The organism is Pseudomonas sp. 7-41 (assembly GCF_021233075.1).
GTDB classification, from domain to species: domain Bacteria; phylum Pseudomonadota; class Gammaproteobacteria; order Pseudomonadales; family Pseudomonadaceae; genus Aquipseudomonas; species Aquipseudomonas veronii.
In genome coordinates, this window is sequence record NZ_CP089551.1 from 5,315,850 (window position 1) to 5,337,871 (window position 22,022).

Genomic DNA, 22,022 nt, shown 5'->3' on the forward strand with positions numbered 1-22,022 from the left:
AGCGCCGGTATACACTTATTATTTTTATATACTATAATTTAACCAACTGAACAATTAGTGATCAAACGTATGCTCGAATCAGATCTCCAGCGGCTTCACGCCAACGCCGATGCTGCCAGCCAATTCCTCAAGGCTCTGGCCAATCCGGATCGCTTGATCCTGCTCTGCCAGCTATCCCAAGGCGAGCGCAATGTCGGCGATCTGGAGTCGCTGCTCGGGATACAACAACCGACGCTTTCTCAGCAGTTGGCGGTGCTGCGCCGCGAAGGCCTGGTGGATACGCGCCGAGAAGGAAAGCAGGTGTTCTATCGCATCTGCAGCCCGGCGGCATTGGCAGTCATTCAAACCTTGTATCAACAATTTTGTGCTGGAGAAGCCTCATGAATATCGACTGGCTCAACTTCACTCCCTGGTCATCCCTTGCAGGCGGCGCATTGATTGGCCTGGCGGCCAGCCTTTTCGTCGTCGCCAACGGACGTATCGCCGGCATCAGCGGTTTGATCGGCAGTCTTTTACAACGGGGCAGCGAAGGTGCGGGTGAGAAAGCGCTGTTTCTCCTCGGCCTGCTCGTCGCGCCGCTTCTATGGGGCTTGTTCGCCGCGCTGCCGCCGATTGAATTCCAGAGCGGCGGGGTCGGGCTGATCGTCGCCGGTGTATTGGTGGGTATCGGTACACGCTACGGTTCAGGTTGCACCAGCGGCCACGGCGTGTGCGGCATATCGCGCCTTTCGCCGCGATCGATGATCGCCACTGCCTGCTTTATGTTCAGCGGTTTCCTTAGCGTATTTGTCCTGCGTCATCTGCTGGGAGCCTGGATATGAACAAACTGACCGCATTCATTGCTGGCCTGCTGTTTGGCCTGGGACTGCTGCTGGCAGGCATGGCCAACCCGAGCAAAGTATTGGCTTTCCTGGATCTGGCCGGTGCCTGGGACCCTTCCCTCGCGCTGGTCATGATCGGGGCGATTGGCGTCGCCATTGGCCCGCTGACCTGGGCGCGCCACCAATCCCGCTCGCTGCTGGGAAAGCCAATGCAACTGCCGACCAAGCGTGAGTTGGACCCGCGCCTGATCGGCGGCAGCCTGCTGTTCGGCATCGGCTGGGGAATAGCAGGCATCTGTCCAGGCCCTGCGGTGGCAATTCTGCTGACAGGACGCTGGCAAGCAATCGTGTTCATGTTGGCCATGCTGGCCGGCATGTTGTTGTTTACTGCGCTGGAGACCCGGCGCAACCACTGATCGGGAGATCGTCATGAAAGCGAACCTTGGAACCATTGACCGTAGCCTGCGCATTGTCGTCGGCCTGGTTCTCATTGGCCTCAGTCTGTCGGGCGTGATCGGCTGGTGGGGCTGGATCGGCTTAGTGCCACTGGCTACCGGTATTTTCCGTTTCTGCCCTTTGTACAGGTTGCTGGGCATCCAAACCTGTAACCGTTGCTGAGCAAAAACCCCATAGCGTTCACGTGCACGAGGGCATTGGCGCAGCCGATTTTGTGGCTATGCGCCAAGCACGGGACGCTACGCTGGGCATATGTGCGTTGATCCCAACAGCTGGATCTATCAACGGACACGTCGAGTGGTTTTGTTTAAAGCTATTCTGCGTGGCGTCGTTTCAAAAGCTGTGTGAACAAGGAAATCTCAATGTCCGACCTGAACGATCCGCGTGTGTTCTTTGCCGCCGAGCGCACGTTGCTGGCATGGAACCGAACCAGCCTTTCGCTGATGGCATTTGGCTTTGTGATTGAACGATCCGGGCTACTGCTCCAGATGCTGAAACCGGACGCTCCGGGCTCTCCCGGAAAACATTTTTCGTTCTGGATCGGGCTGGCCTTTCTGATGCTGGGCTCCTGGGTTGCCTGCTGGTCATCCTGGCAATACAAAAAGGTGGTCAAGACCCTCAAACCCGTTGAGATCCCCCTTGGCTACAGCGTCAATACCGGCCCTGGCATTAATGTCATTACTGCAATTCTTGGCGTTTTGCTCATGGCCTATTTGTTCATGATGTGAGCAAGACTGGCCTGCATGACTTCACTCGACCTCCTCGATGGGCGGTAGATGGGTGCAGTCGAGCATCTCTCGACGAGCAAACGAACGAGTATAACCCTGGCTCACCGTTGGACCCTGATTAAGTGAGTCGCCCATTCATGTCTAGTCCTGAAATAGGTTTACACCTATTTCAGTCTCAAAACGCCCGGTGCACCGCATCGGGCGTTTTGTATTTCAGGGAGAAATGCGGTCGCTCCCCGTTGTAGATCCGCACCGACTCATCCACCATCTTTACTGCGTCTGCCAAGTCTTTGGGGCGATGTAGCAAAAATTCAGTTTTCAAAATCCCGTTTATCCTCTCGGCCATCGCGTTCTGATAACAATCATAACCGTCGGTCATTGAGCACCTGATCCCGTGCTTGATGTGCATCCGCTGGTATAAGTCGGAGCAGTATTGGGCGCCGCGGTCTGAGTGATGGACAAGCGGCTCCTTGGAGCTTCGCTGGCTAACCGCTTTCTGCAGCGCTTTGATCACCGATTCCGTATGCAGGCTTTCATGCACATGATGACCTACGATCTTGCGTGAGTACGCGTCCGTTATCAGGCTGACGTAGGCGACACTTTCCCGCGTTGGTAGATAGGTAATGTCTGCGACCCAAACCTGTTCGGGCCTGCTGGCTACGACTTGTTCCGGACCTGCTTTGAGCAGGTTTGGATGGCGGCGAAAACGATGATGGCTATGAGTGGTTTTATGGTAGGCCCGCTTGCGTGGAACGAGCGCTCGCGCCTCTCTCAAGATGGCAAACAGGCGGTCTCTGCCGACACTTAATGCCGCACCAGCCTCAATGCTCATCAGGTAATGCAGCTTGCGCGTTCCTAGCCTGGGTTGGCGTCGACGCTTTTCCAGAACAAAGTCCACCACTTCCTGGTCCTGGCGGACTCGGGCATCAAAAACTCGATTGCGTTTGTAATACGCTTGACGCGAAATACCCATGAACAGGCAAGCCCTGGTAATGCTCAGGTCTTGGATTTGCCCTTGCGAGAGGACTTGCCGGGTCGCTTTTTTACGATGGAAACACCGTAGTCATTTTTCAAGACATTCACGACAGCCTCAAAGAACTGGGCTTTCTGATTGCTCAGTGCCAGTTGCTCTTCAAGCTCTTTGATCCGCTGTTCGGGTGTTAGCGGGAGGTTGGGGTCGGTCATTGGCTTGCTCCGCGGCGCTCGAATTGATGCGCCTTGACTCCAGTCCTGTCGGCCATGCTTGCGTAACCAAACCAGTACCGTGGACCGGCCCTGAATGCCAAAGCGCCGTTGAGCCTCTTTATAACTTAACTCGCCTTTTTCGACTTGGTCTACGACCGATAATTTAAAAGCTAACGTGTAGTCGCGCTGGCTGCGCCTTTTGCCCGTATCCATTGAGTCCTCCTGAAGATAGGTCAGAAGGCGTAAACCTTATTCAGGACGGGACATCAAAAACAAAAAAGCCCCGCCGGTGCAATACCCGGCGGGGCTTTTTGTTGGCCTTGTTGCTGTCATCCTGCTGTCACGGGGAAAAATGAGCTGGCAGTGGATCGGCGCGAGAGGCTTTATTTGTATGGTGTCCCAGGGCCGGTTCGAACGGCCAACCTTCCCCTTAGGAGGGGGATGCTCTATCCAATTGAGCTACTGGGACAAATGACAACCATCGGGCCAACGGCGCTGCGACGGACGGCGTGCATGTTAACGGCCGAGGTGGGTTTTGTCATGTCGTCCGTGGGCTTTTTGAGTGTAAGCCAATGCTTGCGCCACGGATCACGGTTTCGCCCAGCAAACCCGGGCATTCGAGACCATCGTGCAAAATGCACTACGCCAAAATGCCAGCATTGCAAATTGCAACCCGAGCGCTGTTTAGATTAAACTCAAACCATTGATTTTATTGAAATAAAACATTGGCACGGCATCTGCAATACTTCTCCTACAAAACCATTCGGCTGGACCCGTTGCGGAGAAGATGACGATGAACAGCACCCTTCTGTTGGCTCTCAATACCGTCGCCCTGGCCGCACTGGTGATGTTTCATTTTCAGTCGAACGGTAGCGATGACACCGCGCAGATCCGCCAGCCCGTGCCGCATCATCTGCAACAACGTCCGCAATTGGCAGTGATGACGGCCAACCCGCAATCGCCCGTGCGCCTGGCCCAAAGCACTCAGGCCGCGCCCGCAACTGAACACTGGGTTTTCTGAGGAAGCCTTCCATGTCCAAAGCCGCCTGGCTGTTTTTGTGCCTGACCGTCGTGACTGCCGTGCTGGGCATGTCTACCTCGTCCCAGGACGCTCGCACCACCGCCCTCATCACCAGCGTCGTGTTCGGCAGCTTCCTGCTGTTGACGCTGATCGTCGGCCGCCGAATCAGATTCGACCCCGTGCTGCGCTGATTTTCGCTCGCTGGCACACCTACCTTATGTCGCCTCGCACTAGCAAATCGGCAAATTGCCACTAGTCTTAAAAACAAGGGCAAAAGGCCATATCACGATACGATATGCGCCCCAAACCCCTTGGCAGCAACGGCTTGCGGGACGATGAATTGTGACGATCGCTCGCAAAAAAGTTTTCCAACCAGTCCGCAAAAAAGCAAATCAGTACTGGCATAAAGCCTTTAGGCAGTTCAATATTTGTCACAGAATTGACGCCAAGGAACCGGCAAAACTGAGGCATGATGCGGCCTCTTTGCAATTCAGGTTGAACTTTGGTCGTGAGCCTTGTCTTAACACTCATCTTGCGGCCAATTCCAATAACCGCTCCCCTGAACTAACCGGTTAAATATATGCGCCCATTGAAACAGGCAATTTATTCCAGCCGTACGGCTGACAAGTTCGTCGTACGTCTGCCAGACGGAATGCGGGAACGCATTGCCGAGGTGGCTCGCAATCATCACCGCAGCATGAACTCCGAAATCATCGCGCGCCTGGAGCAGAGCCTCATTCAGGAAGGTGCGTTGGGCGAAGAGCTAAGCATGCGCCTGGACAGCCCTGAGCTGTCACTGCACGAACGCGAACTGCTGCAGCGTTTTCGTCAGCTCTCCCACCGCCAGCAAAATGCCCTTGTCTCGCTTATTGCGCACGACGTTGAGGCGGCCGCAGAAGCCGAATGATCTGTTCCTGAAAGCCGAAGCCAGCCATGTGCTGGCTTTTTTTTGCGCGCAATTCGGGAAGGCAGTACTGGGCGGGGGCTGGGTTGCCCCCGCCGCGAGGGGTCAGAGCAGGAAGATCGTCGCCAGGCCAAGGAAGATGAAGAAGCCGCCGCTGTCGGTCATGGCGGTAATCATCACACTGGCGCCCATGGCTGGGTCGCGCCCAAGGCGTGCCAGGGTCATGGGGATCAGCACCCCCATCAAGGCCGCCAACAGCAGGTTAAGGGTCATGGCGGCGGTCATGACCACCCCCAGCGACCAACTGCCGTACAGCAAGTAGGCCACGATCCCGATCACCCCGCCCCACACCACGCCATTGATCAGCGCCACCGCCAACTCCTTGCGCATCAGGCGCGAGGTGTTGCCGGTATTGACCTGGTCGAGCGCCATGGCGCGCACGATCATGGTAATGGTCTGGTTGCCGGAGTTACCGCCGATCCCGGCAACGATTGGCATCAACGCCGCCAGTGCCACCAGCTTTTCGATCGAACCTTCGAACAGCCCGATCACCCGCGAAGCGATGAACGCGGTGATCAGGTTTACGGCCAGCCACGCCCAGCGGTTACGCAGGGAGCGCCAGACCGAGGCAAAAATATCTTCCTCTTCACGCAGACCCGCCATGTTGAGGACTTCGGTTTCACTTTCTTCACGGATCAGGTCGACCATTTCATCGATGGTCAGACGGCCGATCAGCTTGCCGTTCTTGTCGACCACCGGGGCCGAGATCAAGTCGTAACGTTCGAAGGCCTGGGCGGCGTCGTAGGCGTCTTCATCCGGATGGAAACCCACCGGATCGCTGGCCATCACGTCCGCAACCTTCTTCTCCGGGTCGTTGACCAGCAGGCGCTTGATCGGCAGCACGCCCTTGAGAATGCCTTCGTAGTCGACCACGAACAGCTTGTCGGTGTGCCCTGGCAGCTCTTTCAGGCGGCGCAGGTAACGCAGTACCACTTCCAGGCTGACGTCTTCGCGGATGGTGACCATCTCGAAGTCCATCAGGGCACCGACCTGATCCTCGTCATAGGACAGCGCGGAGCGCACGCGCTCACGCTGCTGGCTGTCGAGGGCTTCCATCAGCTCATGGACAACATCACGGGGCAGCTCGGGGGCCAGGTCGGCCAGTTCGTCGGCGTCCATCTCCCGGGCCGCGGCCAGAAGCTCGTGATCATCCATGTCGGCGATCAGGGTTTCACGGACGGAGTCGGATACTTCGAGCAGGATGTCGCCGTCGCGGTCGGCCTTGACCAACTGCCAAAGGGTCAGTCGATCATCCAGCGGCAAGGCTTCAAGGATATAAGCGACGTCGGCGGAGTGCAGATCATCGAGCTTGCGTTGCAACTCGACGAGGTTTTGCCGATGAACCAGGTTTTCGACGCGGTCGTGGTGCGGACCTTCCTGGCGGTGCGTGAGCTCTTCGACCACGCGCTGGCGCTGCAGCAGCTCAATGACTTGAGCCAGGCGATCCTGCAGGCTTTCTTGTGTTTTCTTTACTTCTACTTCGGTCATAGGCGAACTCCACTCCCAGCAGCGGGGCACGCCGGAAGGATCAATCAGTCAATTCATGATTGGTAAAACGGGGTACTGAGTAACTACTGGGTAAGTCCATGGAGGTGTTCCACAAGCCCCGGCGGGGCTGACGGGCGCAATGATACACCGCCCGCCGCTTTTAACGTCAAAAAACTGGTAAGAACAAGCGCTTGCGAGCCAAAGCTGAGAATTGGCCGCATCTATGAATTGCGACGCTGCCACGCGAATGGAAAACACATGGCGCGAGAAGAAAAGGTTTAATCCTACAAACCCCAGACGGCAAAAAGCCCGCACTAGGCGGGCTTTTTGTTTGTATGGTGCACTCGACAGGATTCGAACCTGTGACCGCTCGGTTCGTAGCCGAGTACTCTATCCAGCTGAGCTACGAGTGCAGATTGTGTTTTTAGACCAGATCACAACTGGTTGTAACCGAATCACCTGCATTACTGCAACTGACTCTTAAATGGTGCACTCGACAGGATTCGAACCTGTGACCGCTCGGTTCGTAGCCGAGTACTCTATCCAGCTGAGCTACGAGTGCATTTGTTGCCGCGCATTATAGGCCGTTCAATCTCTATGTAAAGCGATTTTTTCGATTAATTTCAACAACTTATCGATAAATCCAGATTGCAACGTACTAAGCAAATAATGGCGGAGAACGGGGGATTCGAACCCCCGACACCCTTTTGAGGTGTACTCCCTTAGCAGGGGAGCGCCTTCGGCCACTCGGCCAGCTCTCCGCAACACGGGGCGTATATTAACCACGTTCATCCCCGTTTGCAAACATAAAAAACGATAAAAATTAAAGGCTTGGTTCTTCGTCCTTCTCTTTCTTGATCCGCAGATAGATTTCCTCGCGGTGGACCGCTACCTCTTTCGGAGCATTTACCCCAATACGCACTTGATTGCCTTTGACGCCGAGCACGGTCACGGTGATTTCTCCATCACCAATAATCAGGCTTTCTGCGCAACGACGAGTCAGAATCAACATACCTTTCACCTCACGCACTTCAGTTCAGGAACAACAGTCTGCAAAAAAAGGCCTTCGACCTACGGCTCAGCGGCCATAGCCCTACCAGCTAAGTATTGTCGAGCCCACGCAAAACAACATGCGCCCTACAAAAAAATGAAAGGCGCGGTAAACCGCGCCTTCCTGGCCTTGCATCACTCGCCCTGTCGGGCCGGAGCGTCCAGCTCAAAAGCGGTATGCAGTGCGCGTACAGCCAGTTCCAGGTACTTCTCTTCGATCACCACCGAGACTTTGATTTCCGAGGTGGAGATCATCTGGATGTTGATGCTTTCCTTGGCCAGGGCCTCGAACATGCGGCTGGCAACGCCGGCATGGGAACGCATGCCCACACCTACGATCGATACCTTGGCGATCTTGGTATCGCCGACCACTTCACGCGCGCCAATCCCGCTCGCAGTGTTCTGCAGGATACGCTCGGCCGCTTCGTACTCGTTGCGGTGAACGGTGAAGGTGAAATCGGTGGTGTTATCGTGCGAAACGTTCTGCACGATCATGTCGACTTCAATGTTCGCGCCACTGATCGGGCCGAGGATCTTGAATGCCACGCCCGGGGTGTCTGGCACGCCACGGATCGTCAGCTTGGCTTCATCGCGGTTGAAAGCGATGCCGGAAATGATCGGCTGTTCCATGGATTCCTCTTCATCAATAGTAATGAGGGTGCCCGGACCCTCTTTGAAGCTGTGCAATACGCGCAGCGGAACGTTGTACTTGCCGGCGAATTCCACCGCGCGGATCTGCAACACCTTGGAACCGAGGCTGGCCATTTCCAGCATCTCTTCGAAGGTGATCTTGTCCAGGCGCTGAGCCACGGACACCACGCGCGGATCGGTGGTGTAGACGCCATCCACATCGGTGTAGATCTGGCATTCGTCAGCCTTGAGCGCGGCCGCCAGGGCCACACCGGTGGTGTCCGAACCGCCACGCCCGAGGGTGGTGATATTGCCGTGCTCGTCGACGCCCTGGAAACCGGCGACGACTACCACACGACCGGCCTTCAGATCAGCGCGAATCTTCTGATCATCGATCTGCAGGATGCGCGCCTTGGTGTGCGCGCTGTCGGTGAGGATACGCACCTGACTGCCAGTGTAGGACACGGCCGGCACACCGCGCTTGTTCAGCGCCATGGCCAGCAGGCCAATGGTCACCTGCTCGCCGGTGGACACGATCACATCCAGCTCACGCGGCAGCGGTTGTTGATCGCCGCTGATAGCCTTGGCCAGTTCGATCAGGCGATTGGTTTCGCCGCTCATGGCCGACAGCACCACGACGAGGTCGTCGCCGGCATCGCGGAATTTCTTAACCTTGTCGGCGACCTGCTCGATTCTTTCGACAGAGCCGACCGAGGTGCCTCCAAATTTCTGTACGATCAAAGCCATTTCTAAGCCGCCTCAGCCCGTAAAGGGGCGCCCAATAAACCAATCTTCCAGCAACCGAGCGAGCCCGCGACTAGACCACGGGCTCATTCACAGCGCCTTAAATGCCAGCCTCGACAAACGGCACGGTCAGGGCCAGGGCCGCGTCCAGGGCACCGGCGTCTACACCACCGCCTTGTGCCATGTCCGGACGACCACCGCCCTTCCCGCCCACTGCCGCAGCGGCTTGTTTCATCAAATCACCGGCTTTGAGTTGGCCAGTCAGGTCTTTGGTTACACCGGCAACCAGAACGACCTTATCCTCATGGACACTGCCGAGCAGGATCACTGCGCGGCCGAGCTTGTTCTTCAACTGATCGACCAAGGCCAACAACGCCTTGCCGTCCTGGCCGTCCAGGCGCGCCGCCAGGACGTTCACGCCCTTGACGTCCTGGGCGGAAGCCGACAGATCGTCGCCTGCCGCGCTGGCCGCCTTGGCCTGCAACTGTTCCAGCTGTTTCTCCAGCGCACGGTTGCGCTCCAGCACGGCGGACAGTTTGTCGATCAGATTGTCACGGCTACCCTTGACCAGGCTGGCCGCTTCCTTGAGTTGTTCTTCACCCGCATTGAGGTAGGCCAGGGCCGCAGCACCGGTTACCGCTTCAATACGACGCACACCGGACGCCACACCGCCTTCGCTGATGATTTTCAGCAGGCCGATGTCGCCGGTACGGTTGGCGTGGATCCCACCGCACAGTTCCACCGAGAAGTTGCCGCCCATGCTCAGGACGCGCACGTTGTCGCCGTATTTCTCGCCGAACAGCGCCATCGCGCCCTTGGCCTTGGCGGTCTCGATGTCGGTTTCCTCGGTTTCCACCGCGGTGTTCTTGCGCACCTGGGCGTTGACGATGTCTTCCATGGCCTTGATCTGCGCAGGCTTGATCGCTTCGAAGTGGCTGAAGTCGAAACGCAGGCGCTGGCTGTCGACCAACGAACCCTTCTGCTGGACGTGCTCGCCCAACACCTGGCGCAGTGCCGCGTGCAGCAAGTGGGTGGCCGAGTGGTTCAGCGCAGTGGCGTGGCGCACGTCGGCGTCCACCTGGGCGTCCACCGGCGAACCGACGATCAGGCTGCCCGACGCCAATACGCCGTGGTGCAGGAATGCGCCGCCGGTCTTGGTGGTATCACGCACATCGAAACGACCGGAAGACGCCTTGAGGAAACCGCAGTCGCCGATCTGGCCACCGGATTCGGCATAGAACGGCGTCCGGTCCAGGACCACCACGCCGTCATCGCCTTCATTCAGGACGTCGACCGACTGGCCGTCTTTATACAGCGCGATCACTTTGGCCGAACCGTGGGTGGCCGTATAGCCGGTGAACTCGGTGGCCACGTCAACCTTGACCAGGCTGTTGTAGTCCATGCCGAAGGAACTGGCGGAACGGGCGCGCACGCGCTGGGCTTCCATCTCGCGTTCGAAACCTTCCTCGTCGAGGGTCAGGTTGCGCTCACGGGCGATGTCGCCGGTCAGGTCCATCGGGAAACCGTAGGTGTCGTAGAGTTTGAACACCACATCGCCCGGCACCACGCTGCCCTGCAGGCCGGCGAGGTCTTGCTCGAGGATTTTCAGGCCCTGTTCCAGGGTCTTGGCGAACTGCTCTTCTTCGGCCTTGAGCACGCGCTCGATGTGCGCCTGGTTCTGGGTGAGTTCCGGGAAGGCTGCGCCCATCTCGGCGACCAGCGCCGCGACGATCTGGTAGAAGAAGCTGCCGTTGGCGCCCAGCTTGTTACCGTGGCGGCAGGCGCGACGGATGATACGGCGCAGCACGTAGCCACGGCCTTCATTGGACGGCAGCACGCCGTCGGCAATCAGGAAACCGCAGGAACGGATGTGGTCAGCCACCACTTTGAGCGATGCCTGGTCTTCATTGGCACAACCGATAGCCTTGGCCGCAGCGGCCAGCAGGCTCTGGAACAGGTCGATCTCGTAGTTGGAGTGAACGTGCTGCATCACCGCACTGATCCGCTCCAGGCCCATGCCGGTATCCACCGACGGTGCCGGCAGCGGGTGCAACACGCCATCGGCGGTGCGGTTGAACTGCATGAACACGTTGTTCCAGATCTCGATGTAACGGTCGCCGTCTTCTTCCGGCGAACCCGGTGGGCCGCCCCAGATATCGGCGCCGTGATCGTAGAAAATCTCGGTGCATGGGCCGCACGGGCCGGTGTCGCCCATGGTCCAGAAGTTGTCGGAGGCGTAAGGCGCGCCCTTGTTGTCGCCGATACGCACCATGCGCTCAGGCGGCACGCCGACTTGCTGGGTCCAGATGTCGTAGGCTTCGTCATCGCTGGCGTAGACGGTGACCCAGAGCTTTTCCTTCGGCAGTTTCAGCACGCCAGTGAGGAAGGTCCAGGCGAAGTTGATCGCGTCCTTCTTGAAATAGTCGCCAAAGCTGAAGTTGCCGAGCATTTCGAAAAACGTGTGGTGACGGGCGGTGTAGCCGACGTTTTCCAGGTCGTTGTGCTTGCCACCGGCGCGCACGCATTTCTGGCTGCTGACCGCGCGGGTATAGGCGCGCTTTTCCTGGCCCAGGAAGCAGTCCTTGAACTGGTTCATCCCCGCGTTGGTGAACAGCAGGGTGGGGTCATTGCCTGGGATCAAGGAGCTGGAGGCGACACGGGTGTGGCCTTGCTCTTCGAAGAAGCGAAGGAAGGCTTCACGGATTTCTGCGCTTTTCATTAGGTTCTTCCACGGAGTCTGAGGCCAAAGGCCAGTGCGCAACATCATCAGACGGAGCGACGGCAAAGGGCCGCATTATATCGGCCCTTTGCCGGTGGTACAGCGTGTTTATGTGATAGAAACAGTCAATTAGACAGTCTGCACGGTCATTTCCGAGAAAACTCGACGAATGCCTGCACCACTTGCTCGATCTGCGCACGGCTCACGTCCAGGTGCGTGACCATGCGCAGGCGCGGTGCGGCGCTCAACTTGATGCCGCGCTCGGCGGCAAACGTCTTCAGGGCCTGCGCCCGGTCGCCGAGCTGCACGTAGACCATGTTGGTCTGCACCGGCTCCACCGCATACCCGGCCTTGCGCAGTTCATCCCCCAGCCATTGGGCGTTGGCGTGGTCGTCGGCCAGGCGCTGCACCTGATGGTCAAGGGCATACAGCCCCGCCGCCGCCAGGGAACCGGCCTGGCGCATACCGCCGCCGACCATCTTGCGCAAACGCCGCGCCTTGGCGATCAGCGCCGTGGAGCCACACAACACCGAGCCAATTGGCGCGCCCAGGCCCTTGGACAGGCACACCGACACCGAATCGAAATGCTGGGTGATCTCCCGCGCGTCCACGTCGAGCCTGACCGCCGCGTTGTAGAGCCGCGCGCCGTCCAGGTGCAGGGCCAGGCCATGTTCACGGGTAAACGCACGTGCCCTGGCCAGGTACTCCAGCGGCAGCACCTTGCCCTGCATGGTGTTCTCCAGCGCCAACAGGCGGGTGCGGGCGAAGTGGAAATCATCGGGCTTGATCGCTTCCAGCACCTGATCCAGGTCCAGGGAACCGTCCGCCTGCACTTCCAGTGGTTGCGGCTGGATCGAACCCAGCACCGCCGCGCCGCCGCCTTCGTACTTATAGGTGTGGGCCTGCTGACCGACGATGTATTCCTCGCCGCGCTCACAGTGGGCCATCAACGCCAGCAGGTTGCTCATGGTGCCGGTGGGCACGAACAACGCCGCAGCGAACCCCAGGCGCTTGGCCAGTTCGGCCTCCAGGCGATTGACGCTAGGGTCTTCGCCATACACGTCATCGCCGCTGACGGCGCTGGCCATCGCATCGAGCATGCCGGGGGTGGGTTGGGTCACGGTGTCGCTGCGCAGGTCTATCACGGTCATCAAACTGGCCTCTGATGGGTTGGGCGTTCTTTCGTACTGACGATTACTGCGGGTAAAGCCACGGAATATCAAGCCCTATGCTGCGTCAATCGAATATCAATCAAACAAACCGATATAGGCTATCGATACGGCAATCGTGCAGTTTCTGAAAAACCATGTTAAAAACTCTCCGCCGCCAGGGTTCTGGCGGCAACGTTCTCAGGGCGGGGTGCAATTCCCCACCGGCGGTAATTGCGCGCAATGTGCATAGCCCGCGAGCGCTTGGCGCCTCGAACTGCTCCGGCAGGACGGCGACAAGGTCAGCAGACCCGGTGTGATCCCGGGGCCGACGGTCATAGTCCGGATGAAGAGAGAACGGGATTGGCGCAAAAGGGCCGCGCGCTGAGTTCATGCCTGCATGACCCAGCTGTTCGTACCCTTAAATCCCATTCGATTCATAACGCCCTGTTTTTTTCTTAAACAGGAGTCAGAACATGCAACCCACCGCAATCGACAGCAAAAGCAAAAACCATCACGGCGAGCGCGTCGCGTTTATCCAGGCCTGCTGGCACAAGGATATTGTCGACCAATCGCGCAAAGGCTTTCTCAGCGAAATGATCGCCCTGGGTTACCAGGAATCGGACATCGATTTCTTCGAAGTCGGCGGCGCCTTTGAAATGCCCCTGCACGCCAAGCTGCTGGCCAAGACCGGCCGTTACGCCGGCATCGTCGCCGCGGCCCTGGTGGTGGACGGCGGCATCTACCGCCACGAATTCGTCGCCCAATCGGTGGTCAGCGGCCTGATGCAGGTTCAGCTGGAAACCGAAGTGCCGGTGTTCTCGGTGTCTCTGACCCCGCACCACTTCCACGCTGGCAGCGAGCACCACGCCTTCTTCCATGATCACTTCGTACACAAAGGCCAGGAAGCGGCGCGTACCTGTGCCGACACCTTGCACAAGGTACGTGCGATCCGCCGCAGCGAGCCGCGTGCGGTAGCAGTCTAAGCAACACCGCAACACCAATGTGGGAGGGGGCTTGCCCCCGATAGCGGTCTGTCAGTTAAAAATTTTCTGACAGTTACACCGCAATCGGGGGCAAGCCCCCTCCCACATTTGGATCCGGTTAAGGCTGAGATCTACGCCAGCCCGGCGTCCGTGGTCGGCACGATCAATATCCCTGCGCGCAAGCCATTCTTCACCTTCGGGTTCGGGAAGATGATGCGTGCGCCCTCCTCCTCGATCACCCAGCGGGTCTTGGCGACGTCTTCGGCGAGCAGATAGCCCTGGGCCAACGGCGAAAAGTTTTCCACGTCCGCCGGCAGGTGCAACAGGAATGCATCGCTGTGCTTGATGACTTCGCGGGACACGGCAAACAGCTGCAGGCCATCCAGGCTGCCGGTGTCCGGCTCGGTGCCTTCGATGATCTGCGTCAGCCGGGTTTCCAGGCGCGACACGTCCACATCCTGGTTCTGCCCGAACGGCCGCGCCTTGCCCAATTCCAGGGTAAAGGCCTCGGCGCCCAGTTGCTCATAGGTAAAGGCGGAGAAGGTGATCGAAGCTTTGTTCTGCAGCAGCACCGCCTGCATACCGGCGGCGCGCAAGCGGGCCAGTTCGTGGCGCGAATGCTGGCGCCCGTCCTTCCACGGGTAGAGGGCGAACTGCTCGACCTTCGAACCACGAATGGCGGTGTGCAGGTCGTAATGCAGGCGCGAGCGGCCAGGCAGGCTGAAGAAGCTGCGGGCCAATTGTTCCAGCTCGGCGGCGCGCATGGCTTCAGGGCCGATATTTTTTTCGTGACGGCCGTTGAACAGCCGGTTGACGTCCAGTTCGAGGTAACGCTCGCCGCGGCGCATGGCCTCGGGGTTGCCGAACAGGAACAGAATACGGGTGCGGGGTTTGATCTGCCCACGGGCGATGCCATGCAACAGGCGGTCGAGCAGTTCGATCGGCGCGGTCTCGTTGCCGTGGATGCCGGACGACAGCAGCACGTCGCTGCCGTTGTCCCGCGCTTGCGGCGGGCGTACTTCGAGCGCGCCTTCGCTGAGCCAGCGCATCTGCACGCCGTCGACAGTCAGTTGAATTTTTTGCGCCGGTTCACGACCGGCGAGAGTCAGTTCAAGGAGTTTGCCGAGGGCGAGCATAAGCAGCTTCCTTAGTGGTTGCAGCCTGGGCCGTGGACGTGATCGTCGTCATCACCCTCAACGTCGGCCGGTTCCATTTCCAGTTGCAGGCTCATCAGGTTGGTGGCCAGTGGGCGCATCAGCAGGTTGGCGTACTCGGCGTCGCCTTCTTCCACGTCCACACCGATCAGCAGTTGGCCACGGCCGTCGTGCTGAATCCAGACTTCCTTGCCCTGCCAGATCACGGCAACGCGGGTGCAGGAGGTTTGCAGCTGGGTGCCGTCGGTGTCTTCAAGGATCAGTTGCAGGGTATCGGTGCTCATAAATAGCTCTCGGCCGTGTGGCGTTAATTGATCTGGAAAGGATATACCGCGCCCAGTTTAAGGATTTGCGTCAGTTCATCCAATGCCGTCCGGCATTCAAGCAGCAATTGCGGGTCAGCCAGGTCGCTTTCGCGCAGGCTGTCGCGGTAGTGCTTGTCGACCCACTGGGTCAGCGTTTCATACAGCGGCGCGGTCATGATAACCCCTGGGTTCACCGCCGCCAGCTCGGTTTCGTTCAACGCCACGCGCAAACGCAGGCACGCCGGGCCGCCGCCGTTCTGCATGCTTTGCTTGAGGTCGAAGACCTTGACCTCGCGGATCAAACCACCGGCAGCGGTCAGACCTTGCAGATACTGCCAGACACGTGCGTTGGCGCGGCACTCTTCCGGCACGATCAATAGCATCGAGCCGTCGGCGCGGGTCAGCAATTGGCTGTTGAACAGGTAGGAACGCACCGCGTCTTCGACGCTGACCTGGGCACGCGGCACGCACACCGACTGGAAGTTGCCGCCCAGCTTGCCCAACTTGGCCTGCAACTCGGCAAGCATCGTCTCGGTGTTGAGGAACGCGTCCTCGTGATAGAACAGCATTTCGCCATTGCCCACCGCGATCACGTCGTTATGGAACACGCCGGCATCGATCACCGCCGGGTTCTGCTGGGCGAAGACCACGCCAGCGTCTTTCAGGCCGTGCAGGCGGGCGACGGCCTGGGAGGCTTCGAGGGTCTGGCGCGCCGGGTACTTCTGCGGTGCCGGGTAACGGGTATCGAACGCGCTGCGGCCGAACACGAAAAACTCCACGCCGGCCTCGCCATAGTCACGGCAAAAACGTGTGTGGTTGGCCGCGCCTTCGTCGCCGAACTGCGCCACCGCCGGCAACGCGGCGTGATGGGCGAAGTGTTTCGCATCGGCAAACATCGCCCCCAATACGCGGCTGGTGGTCGGGTGTTCGATGCTGCGGTGGTATTTGCAGTTGAGGTTGGCGGCGGTGAAATGCACGCGGCCATCCGCCGTGTCGGCGCTCGGGCTGACGGTGGCGGCGTTGGCCACCCACATGCTCGACGCCGAGCAACTGGCGACCAGCAATGGCATGGCGTGCTTGGCCGCGTGCTGGATGACCTGGGCATCGCTGCCGCTGAAGCCGAGGTTGCGCAAGGCAGCCACGTCCGGGCGTTCCTGCGGCGCCAGCACGCCTTGCACAAAACCCATGTCCATCAGCGCTTTCATTTTCTGCAGGCCCTGCAACGCCGCTTCCTTGGGGTTGGAAGCTTGCTGGCTGTTGCTCTGGGACGCGACGTTGCCGTAGGACAAACCGCCGTAGTTATGGGTCGGCCCCACTAGACCGTCAAAATTGACTTCATAGGATTTCATCGGCGAGGCTCCACGAACATCTGTTTTTATAGGCAATCTTCAACACACCCCGGGTCAAGTGTGGGAGGGGGCTTGCCCCCGATAGCAGTCTGCCAGTTGATGAATCAGGTGACTGATCCACCGCTATCGGGGGCAAGCCCCCTCCCACCTTTAGATCAGTGTAATGCCGGGGGTGAGTGTGGCTGGCAGCACCAGGCTTGGGGTTTCCAGGGACGCCACCGGGTACGCGCAATAATCCGCTGCGTAATAGGCGCTAGCGCGATGGTTGCCCGAAGCCCCGACACCGCCGAACGGCGCGGTACTGGCGGCGCCGGTCAGTTGTTTGTTCCAGTTGACGATCCCGGCGCGGCTTTCCAGCCAGAACTGCTGGTAGCGCGCTTCGGAGTCCGACAACAAACCGGCGGCCAGGCCGTACTGGGTGTTATTGGCCTCGGCAATCGCCGCGGCGAAATCAGCGTAGCGGATCACCTGCAACAGCGGGCCGAACAACTCTTCATCGGCGCGCTCACTCACTTCGGTCACGTCAATGATGCCCGGGGTCAACAACGCGGCCTGAGCCTGCGGCTGGGTCATTTCCAGCAGCGCCACGGCGCCGTTGGCCAACAGCAGTTCCTGGGCGTCCATCAAGGCTTTCGCCGCCGCCAGGGAAATCACCGAGCCCATGAACGGCGCCGGTTGCTGGTCGAATGCACCGACCGTAATCGTCGCGCTGACCGCCACCAGCCGCGCCAGCAGCGCATCGCCCCAGGCGCCTTCGGGCACCAGCAAGCGACGGGCACAGGTGCAACGCTGGCCGGCCGAGATAAACGCCGATTGGATGATGGTGTAGACCGCCGCATCCACGTCGGCCACTTGATCCACCACCAGCGGGTTGTTACCGCCCATTTCCAGGGCCAGGATCTTGTCCGGGCGCCCGGAGAACTGCTGGTGCAGGTGGTTGCCGGTGCGGCTGGAGCCGGTGAAGAACAACCCGTCGATACCCGGGTTGGCCGCCAGGGCGATCCCGGTTTCCCGCGCACCTTGCAGCAGGTTCAACACGCCCGCCGGCAGGCCGGCTTCGATCCAGCATTGCACGGTCAGCTCGGCGACTTTCGGGGTCAACTCGCTGGGTTTGAACAGCACGGTATTGCCCGCCAGCAACGCCGGGACGATATGCCCATTGGGCAGGTGGCCGGGGAAGTTGTAAGGACCAAACACCGCCACCACGCCGTGAGGCTTGTGGCGCAGCACGGCGGTGGCGTCGCCCAGCGGGCCGCTCTTCTCGCCGGTACGCTCGCGGTAGCTTTGCACCGAGATTGCGATCTTGTTGGCCATGCTGGTGACTTCGGTGGCCGATTCCCACAGGGGCTTGCCGGTTTCTTCACCGATGCAGCGGGCAATTTCATCGGCGCGGCTTTTCAAGGCATTGGCGAAGGCTTCGAGCACGCCGATGCGCTCTTCCAACGAGCGCCGGGCCCACGCCGGAAACGCCTGGCGCGCCGCCTGCACGGCGGATTCGACCTGTTCGGCGCTGGCGCCATTGCCGGCCCACAGCACGTGCTGGGTCACCGGGTTGCGCGATTCGAACAACTCACCCTGACCAGCCAGCCAGCTACCTGCGATATACAGCGAATTCATTATTTCGACTCCCGAGCAGCAGACAACGGTACGGCACGCACTTGATCGCCCACCACCAGCTGCAGGCGCTTGGCGGTCAACGGATCGACCACCAGCGTGCCTGCCGCCAGGCGGGCCGGTGCGGCGGTGATGCGGCACTCTTCGCGCTTGCGGTTATGGATCAGGAACGGCGTGGCGTCGTCGCCTGGCGTGCCGATGGCCAACACCAGCGACTGGCTGTCGCGCACCGCACGGATCTTGCTGGTCTCACATTCCACCGCCGGGCCGGCGTCGAAAATGTCGACATAGCCCTGGTAGCTGAACCCTTCGCTCTTGAGCATGCTCAGCGCCGGCTCGGTGTCCGGGTGGACCTTGCCGATCACGTTGCGCGCATCCTCCGACAGGAAGCAGCTGTACAGCGGAAATTTCGGCATCAACTCGGCGATAAAGGCTTTGTTGCCCACGCCGGTGAGGTAGTCGGCCTGGCTGAATTCCATCTTGAAGAAGTGTCGGCCCAGGCTTTCCCAGAACGGCGAACGCCCGGCTTCATTGGACACGCCGCGCATCTCGGCGATGATCTTGTTGCCGAACAACTGCGGGAACTCCGCGATAAACAGCAAGCGCGCCTTGGCCAGCATGCGGCCGTTGAGGCCGTTGCGGTAATCGGCGTGCAGGAACAACGAACACAGTTCGGAGTTGCCGGTGAGGTCGTTGGCCAGGAACAGCGTCGGGATCTCACGGTAGATATTCAGCTCCTGGGAGGCGCTGACGGTCAGGCCGACCCGGAAGTTGTACCAGGGCTCGCGCAGGCCGACGGCGCCGGCGATGGCGGAAATCCCCACCACGCGGCCTTCGTCGTTTTCCAGCACGAACAGGTAGTCGGCATCCCCGCGCCCGGCTTCGCCGCGGAAGGTCTTTTCGGCCCAGCCGACCCGGTGGGTCAGGCGCTCTTCGTTGGCCGGCAAGGTGGTCAGGCCGGTGCCGGTGCTGCGCGCCAGATCAATCAGGGCCGGTAAATCGCTGCTGCGTACGGGACGAACGATCATGCTATCTCCTCAGGCGGGCCGCCCGCTCAGGCCACCCGCAAAACTCTGCGTTAAACCGCAACCAAACGCACGCTGGCGCCTTCGCCGACGCCCAGGGCTTCGGCTGCTTCCAGGTCCAGGGTCACCGGTTTGCCGGGCGCGTAGTCCAGCTCCAGCAGCACCGCGCGGTAATCCTGCAACTGCGCGTTGCTCACCAGGTACTGGCGGCCGACACCCTTGACCCTCTCGCCGATCTTCACCGGTACCACGCGGCTCTGGGCGATCGAGCGAATGCCCGAGACCCGCGCGTGCAGCGTCGGGCCGCCGTCGAAGATGTCGATGTAGTGATCGGTCTCGAAGCCTTCGCGCATGAGGATGTCGAAGGTGATCTGCGCACGCGGATGCACCTGGCCCATGGCTTCCTGGGCTTCGTCCGGCAGCAGCGGCACGTAGATCGGGTAGTGCGGCATCAGCTCGGCGAGGAACGTGCGGCTTTTCAGCCCGCACAGGCGCTCGGCGGCGGCGTAGTTGAGGTCGAAGAAGTTGCGCCCGATGGCGTCCCAGAACGGCGAATCACCGTTCTCGTCGCTGTAGCCGACAATCTCGGTCACCACCGAGTCGGCGAAGCGCTCGGGATGGCTGGCGACGAACAACAGGCGGCCGCGGGAATTGAGTTCCGACCACGGCGAACCGACCAGCTCCGGCACCACGTAGAAGCTGGTGAGCAGGCTGTTGCCGGTGAGGTCGTGGCACTGGGAAAGCACGTGGATCTTGTTGTGGATCTTCAGCTCGCGGGAGGCGTGGACGAAGGTCTCGTTACGGAAGCTGTAGAACGGTTCCGAGTAGCCGGCCGAGGCGACGATGGCCGAGCAGCCGACGAGCTTGCCGGTCTCGGTGTCTTCGAGCACGAAGAAATAGCTTTCTTCACCGTTGAAACTGACCTCGGCAGCGAAGGACGCTTCGCTGGCGGCGATCTTGTCGCTCAGGCGCTCCACATCGTCCGGCAAGGAGGTGACACCAATCGGGCTGTCCGCAGCCAGACGCTGCACCTCGCCCAGATCAGCCATTTGCGCGGGGCGCATCACCAGCATGGTGTCACTCCTTAACTCGAAAAACTCATAGGAAAAAGTACCGGACAGGTCAGGAACAACACATATCCAATGTGGGAGGGGCGGTGCGACGATTCGACTTGCCCCCGATAGCGGTGTATCAGTCACCAGATGTATCAACTGACAGACTGCTATCGGGGGCAAGCCCCCTCCCACATTCGACCCAGTCCGACAGATAAATGTGTATCAGGCTTGGGTCAGTGTCTTAACAGCACGCTCAAAACGGTCCAGGCCTTCATTGATGTCCGCATCCTCCACCACCAGGCTCGGCGCGAAACGCACCACGTCGGGGCCGGCTTGCAGGATCATCAGGTTTTCTTTCTCGGCCGCGTTGAACACGTCCTTGGCCTTGCCTTTCCAGGCGTCGCTCAACACGCAACCGAGCAGCAGGCCGAGGCCGCGCACTTCGCTGAAGATCCCGTATTGTTTGCCGATCTGTTCCAGGCGGGCCTTGAACAGGTCGTGCTTGGCGTTGACGCCGGCCAGCACTTCAGGCGTGTTGATCACATCGATCACCGCCCCCGCCACCGCACACGCCAGCGGGTTGCCGCCGTAGGTGGTGCCGTGGGTGCCGACCACCAAGTGCTTGGCCAAGGCTTCCGTGGTGAGCATCGCGGCAATCGGGAAACCGCCGCCCAGGCTCTTGGCGCTGGTGAGAATGTCCGGCACCACACCGTAGTGCTGGTAGGCGAACAGATGGCCGCTGCGGCCCATGCCGGTCTGCACTTCGTCGAACACCAGCAGCGCGTCGTGGGCGTCGCACAGTTCGCGGGCGCCTTGCAGGTAGGCCAGCTCGGCCGGCAGTACGCCGCCCTCGCCTTGCACCGGTTCCAGCACCACGGCGCAGGTCTTGTCCGACACGGCAGCTTTCAGCGCGGCCAGGTCATTGAACGGCACATGGGTGATACCGGTGATCTTCGGCCCGAAGCCGTCGGAGTACTTCGACTGGCCACCGACGTTGACGGTGAACAGGGTGCGGCCGTGGAAGCTGTTGAGGGCGGCGATGATCTCGTATTTCTCGCTGCCGAAGCGGTCGAACGCCACGCGACGGGCCAGCTTGAACGCAGCCTCGTTGGCTTCGGCGCCGGAGTTGCAGAAGAACACACGCTCGGCAAAAGTGGCGTCGATCAACTTGTGGGCCAGGCGCAGGGCCGGCTCATTGGTGAAGACGTTGGAGACGTGCCACAGCTTGTGGGCCTGTTCGGTCAACGCACCGACCAGCGCCGGGTGGGCATGGCCCAAAACATTGACCGCGATGCCGCCGGCAAAGTCGATCAGCTCGCGACCCGCCTGGTCCCACACGCGCGAACCTGCGCCGCGCACGGGAATGAATGCGGCAGGTGCGTAATTGGGCACCATGACCTGGTCGAAATCGGCACGTTGCACCGGGGCTTGCTCAACGGACATCGGAGTCTCCTGAAGAGGAACGCCTGCCTGGAACTGGCGGGCGATGCAGGGATTGTAAGGACAGTTTTCAGCGCGGCCTTGCCGCCAAGCGACAACTTCTTATAGCGCCAACCCGCGATTTTGGCGGGTTTACGCCA

General features: G+C 60.0%; 22 protein-coding genes, 4 tRNA genes and 1 riboswitch. Of the genes, 9 read left to right on the forward strand and 17 right to left on the reverse strand.

Annotated features, from left to right (window positions below; all coding sequences use genetic code 11):
* Positions 1-69: 69 nt before the first annotated feature.
* From LQ249_RS24035 to LQ249_RS24060, 5 genes are all read left to right on the forward strand, one after another.
* Positions 70-384, forward strand: coding sequence for an ArsR/SmtB family transcription factor (locus LQ249_RS24035; protein ID WP_046385196.1), 315 nt, complete (start codon positions 70-72; stop codon positions 382-384).
* A complete protein-coding gene (locus LQ249_RS24040; protein ID WP_201021460.1) occupies positions 381-821 on the forward strand; it encodes a YeeE/YedE family protein in 441 nt (146 codons plus the stop codon). Before LQ249_RS24035 ends, LQ249_RS24040 begins: the two co-directional genes overlap by 4 nt.
* Positions 818-1,237, forward strand: coding sequence for a DUF6691 family protein (locus tag LQ249_RS24045; protein ID WP_017849186.1), 420 nt, complete (start codon positions 818-820; stop codon positions 1,235-1,237). Before LQ249_RS24040 ends, LQ249_RS24045 begins: the two co-directional genes overlap by 4 nt.
* Positions 1,238-1,250: 13 nt before the next feature.
* On the forward strand, positions 1,251-1,439 hold the full coding sequence (locus LQ249_RS24050; RefSeq protein ID WP_017849187.1) for a YgaP family membrane protein: 189 nt from the start codon (positions 1,251-1,253) through the stop codon (positions 1,437-1,439).
* A gap of 200 nt (positions 1,440-1,639) precedes the next feature.
* Positions 1,640-2,005, forward strand: a complete 366-nt coding sequence (locus tag LQ249_RS24060) for a YidH family protein (RefSeq protein WP_046382334.1) — start codon at positions 1,640-1,642, stop codon at positions 2,003-2,005.
* Positions 2,006-2,180: 175 nt separating this feature from the next.
* Here LQ249_RS24060 and LQ249_RS24065 read toward each other — a convergent pair.
* Both LQ249_RS24065 and LQ249_RS24070 read right to left on the reverse strand, forming a co-directional pair.
* Positions 2,181-3,403 (reverse strand): IS3 family transposase gene (locus LQ249_RS24065; RefSeq protein WP_165933345.1). Its coding sequence is split into 2 segments (ribosomal slippage): positions 2,181-3,052 and positions 3,052-3,403, totalling 1,224 coding nucleotides; the frame shifts between segments, so codons are not numbered across the junction.
* A 179-nt stretch (positions 3,404-3,582) separates the two neighbouring features.
* Positions 3,583-3,659: transfer RNA gene (locus tag LQ249_RS24070), tRNA-Arg, on the reverse strand.
* 324 nt (positions 3,660-3,983) lie between these two features.
* Between LQ249_RS24070 and LQ249_RS24075 the strand changes: the two genes are divergently transcribed.
* The 3 genes from LQ249_RS24075 (at position 3,984) to LQ249_RS24085 (ending at position 5,118) form a co-directional block, all read left to right on the forward strand.
* Positions 3,984-4,211 (forward strand): hypothetical protein, encoded by a 228-nt coding sequence (locus tag LQ249_RS24075; protein WP_017849198.1) that lies wholly within the window; start codon positions 3,984-3,986, stop codon positions 4,209-4,211.
* 11 nt (positions 4,212-4,222) lie between these two features.
* A complete protein-coding gene (locus LQ249_RS24080; protein WP_017849199.1) occupies positions 4,223-4,402 on the forward strand; it encodes a PA3371 family protein in 180 nt (59 codons plus the stop codon).
* Between the two features lie 389 nt (positions 4,403-4,791).
* Positions 4,792-5,118: an Arc family DNA-binding protein gene (locus tag LQ249_RS24085; RefSeq protein ID WP_017849200.1), complete on the forward strand. Its 327-nt coding sequence runs from the start codon at positions 4,792-4,794 to the stop codon at positions 5,116-5,118.
* Positions 5,119-5,220: 102 nt separating this feature from the next.
* On the opposite strand, the gene mgtE is transcribed toward LQ249_RS24085, so the two are convergent.
* The 8 genes from mgtE to ltaE all read right to left on the reverse strand — a co-directional run bounded on the left by mgtE (position 5,221) and on the right by ltaE (position 12,957).
* Positions 5,221-6,663, reverse strand: a complete 1,443-nt coding sequence (mgtE, locus tag LQ249_RS24090; RefSeq protein WP_046382330.1) for a magnesium transporter — start codon at positions 6,661-6,663, stop codon at positions 5,221-5,223.
* Positions 6,664-6,999: 336 nt separating this feature from the next.
* Positions 7,000-7,076 (reverse strand) — tRNA-Arg (locus tag LQ249_RS24095).
* A gap of 72 nt (positions 7,077-7,148) precedes the next feature.
* Positions 7,149-7,225: transfer RNA gene (locus tag LQ249_RS24100), tRNA-Arg, on the reverse strand.
* Positions 7,226-7,333: 108 nt separating this feature from the next.
* Positions 7,334-7,424: transfer RNA gene (locus tag LQ249_RS24105), tRNA-Ser, on the reverse strand.
* A 62-nt stretch (positions 7,425-7,486) separates the two neighbouring features.
* Positions 7,487-7,675, reverse strand: a complete 189-nt coding sequence (gene csrA, locus LQ249_RS24110) for a carbon storage regulator CsrA (RefSeq protein WP_003175645.1) — start codon at positions 7,673-7,675, stop codon at positions 7,487-7,489.
* A gap of 173 nt (positions 7,676-7,848) precedes the next feature.
* Positions 7,849-9,090, reverse strand: a complete 1,242-nt coding sequence (locus tag LQ249_RS24115; RefSeq protein ID WP_017849202.1) for an aspartate kinase — start codon at positions 9,088-9,090, stop codon at positions 7,849-7,851.
* Positions 9,091-9,187: 97 nt separating this feature from the next.
* Positions 9,188-11,806, reverse strand: coding sequence for an alanine--tRNA ligase (alaS, locus tag LQ249_RS24120; protein WP_232565950.1), 2,619 nt, complete (start codon positions 11,804-11,806; stop codon positions 9,188-9,190).
* A 146-nt stretch (positions 11,807-11,952) separates the two neighbouring features.
* A complete protein-coding gene (gene ltaE, locus LQ249_RS24125) occupies positions 11,953-12,957 on the reverse strand; it encodes a low-specificity L-threonine aldolase (RefSeq protein ID WP_079444548.1) in 1,005 nt (334 codons plus the stop codon).
* Between the two features lie 190 nt (positions 12,958-13,147).
* Positions 13,148-13,317, forward strand: a riboswitch (FMN riboswitch).
* Positions 13,318-13,430: 113 nt separating this feature from the next.
* On the opposite strand from ltaE, the gene LQ249_RS24130 reads away from it, so the two are divergent.
* Positions 13,431-13,940 (forward strand): 6,7-dimethyl-8-ribityllumazine synthase, encoded by a 510-nt coding sequence (locus tag LQ249_RS24130; protein WP_017849205.1) that lies wholly within the window; start codon positions 13,431-13,433, stop codon positions 13,938-13,940.
* A 131-nt stretch (positions 13,941-14,071) separates the two neighbouring features.
* Here LQ249_RS24130 and astE read toward each other — a convergent pair whose 3' ends face one another.
* From astE to LQ249_RS24165, 7 genes are all read right to left on the reverse strand, one after another.
* Positions 14,072-15,076, reverse strand: a complete 1,005-nt coding sequence (gene astE / locus LQ249_RS24135) for a succinylglutamate desuccinylase (protein ID WP_017849206.1) — start codon at positions 15,074-15,076, stop codon at positions 14,072-14,074.
* 11 nt (positions 15,077-15,087) lie between these two features.
* Positions 15,088-15,378 (reverse strand): hypothetical protein, encoded by a 291-nt coding sequence (locus LQ249_RS24140; protein WP_017849207.1) that lies wholly within the window; start codon positions 15,376-15,378, stop codon positions 15,088-15,090.
* Between the two features lie 23 nt (positions 15,379-15,401).
* A complete protein-coding gene (gene astB, locus LQ249_RS24145; RefSeq protein WP_046382327.1) occupies positions 15,402-16,748 on the reverse strand; it encodes an N-succinylarginine dihydrolase in 1,347 nt (448 codons plus the stop codon).
* Between the two features lie 150 nt (positions 16,749-16,898).
* Positions 16,899-18,368, reverse strand: coding sequence for a succinylglutamate-semialdehyde dehydrogenase (gene astD, locus LQ249_RS24150; RefSeq protein WP_165933344.1), 1,470 nt, complete (start codon positions 18,366-18,368; stop codon positions 16,899-16,901).
* Complete coding sequence (gene astA / locus LQ249_RS24155; RefSeq protein WP_017849210.1) at positions 18,365-19,390, reverse strand: arginine N-succinyltransferase; 1,026 nt, start codon at positions 19,388-19,390, stop codon at positions 18,365-18,367. Before astA ends, astD begins: the two co-directional genes overlap by 4 nt.
* Before the next feature lie 50 nt (positions 19,391-19,440).
* Complete coding sequence (gene aruF, locus LQ249_RS24160) at positions 19,441-20,460, reverse strand: arginine/ornithine succinyltransferase subunit alpha (protein ID WP_017849211.1); 1,020 nt, start codon at positions 20,458-20,460, stop codon at positions 19,441-19,443.
* Positions 20,461-20,664: 204 nt separating this feature from the next.
* Positions 20,665-21,885 (reverse strand): aspartate aminotransferase family protein, encoded by a 1,221-nt coding sequence (locus LQ249_RS24165; RefSeq protein ID WP_046382325.1) that lies wholly within the window; start codon positions 21,883-21,885, stop codon positions 20,665-20,667.
* Positions 21,886-22,022 lie beyond the last annotated feature (137 nt).

Coding starts and splice junctions, on each gene's coding strand:
- LQ249_RS24045 (WP_017849186.1), top strand. CDS start 818: ATGAACAAACTGACCGCATTCATTGCTGGCCTGCTGTTTGGCCTGGGA.
- LQ249_RS24040 (WP_201021460.1), top strand. CDS start 381: ATGAATATCGACTGGCTCAACTTCACTCCCTGGTCATCCCTTGCAGGC.
- csrA (WP_003175645.1), bottom strand. CDS start 7,675: ATGTTGATTCTGACTCGTCGTTGCGCAGAAAGCCTGATTATTGGTGAT.
- LQ249_RS24115 (WP_017849202.1), bottom strand. CDS start 9,090: ATGGCTTTGATCGTACAGAAATTTGGAGGCACCTCGGTCGGCTCTGTC.
- LQ249_RS24050 (WP_017849187.1), top strand. CDS start 1,251: ATGAAAGCGAACCTTGGAACCATTGACCGTAGCCTGCGCATTGTCGTC.
- LQ249_RS24060 (WP_046382334.1), top strand. CDS start 1,640: ATGTCCGACCTGAACGATCCGCGTGTGTTCTTTGCCGCCGAGCGCACG.
- ltaE (WP_079444548.1), bottom strand. CDS start 12,957: ATGACCGTGATAGACCTGCGCAGCGACACCGTGACCCAACCCACCCCC.
- LQ249_RS24130 (WP_017849205.1), top strand. CDS start 13,431: ATGCAACCCACCGCAATCGACAGCAAAAGCAAAAACCATCACGGCGAG.
- alaS (WP_232565950.1), bottom strand. CDS start 11,806: ATGAAAAGCGCAGAAATCCGTGAAGCCTTCCTTCGCTTCTTCGAAGAG.
- astA (WP_017849210.1), bottom strand. CDS start 19,390: ATGATCGTTCGTCCCGTACGCAGCAGCGATTTACCGGCCCTGATTGAT.
- mgtE (WP_046382330.1), bottom strand. CDS start 6,663: ATGACCGAAGTAGAAGTAAAGAAAACACAAGAAAGCCTGCAGGATCGC.
- astE (WP_017849206.1), bottom strand. CDS start 15,076: ATGCTCGCCCTCGGCAAACTCCTTGAACTGACTCTCGCCGGTCGTGAA.
- astB (WP_046382327.1), bottom strand. CDS start 16,748: ATGAAATCCTATGAAGTCAATTTTGACGGTCTAGTGGGGCCGACCCAT.
- LQ249_RS24085 (WP_017849200.1), top strand. CDS start 4,792: ATGCGCCCATTGAAACAGGCAATTTATTCCAGCCGTACGGCTGACAAG.
- LQ249_RS24035 (WP_046385196.1), top strand. CDS start 70: ATGCTCGAATCAGATCTCCAGCGGCTTCACGCCAACGCCGATGCTGCC.
- aruF (WP_017849211.1), bottom strand. CDS start 20,460: ATGCTGGTGATGCGCCCCGCGCAAATGGCTGATCTGGGCGAGGTGCAG.
- LQ249_RS24075 (WP_017849198.1), top strand. CDS start 3,984: ATGAACAGCACCCTTCTGTTGGCTCTCAATACCGTCGCCCTGGCCGCA.
- LQ249_RS24165 (WP_046382325.1), bottom strand. CDS start 21,885: ATGTCCGTTGAGCAAGCCCCGGTGCAACGTGCCGATTTCGACCAGGTC.
- LQ249_RS24140 (WP_017849207.1), bottom strand. CDS start 15,378: ATGAGCACCGATACCCTGCAACTGATCCTTGAAGACACCGACGGCACC.
- LQ249_RS24080 (WP_017849199.1), top strand. CDS start 4,223: ATGTCCAAAGCCGCCTGGCTGTTTTTGTGCCTGACCGTCGTGACTGCC.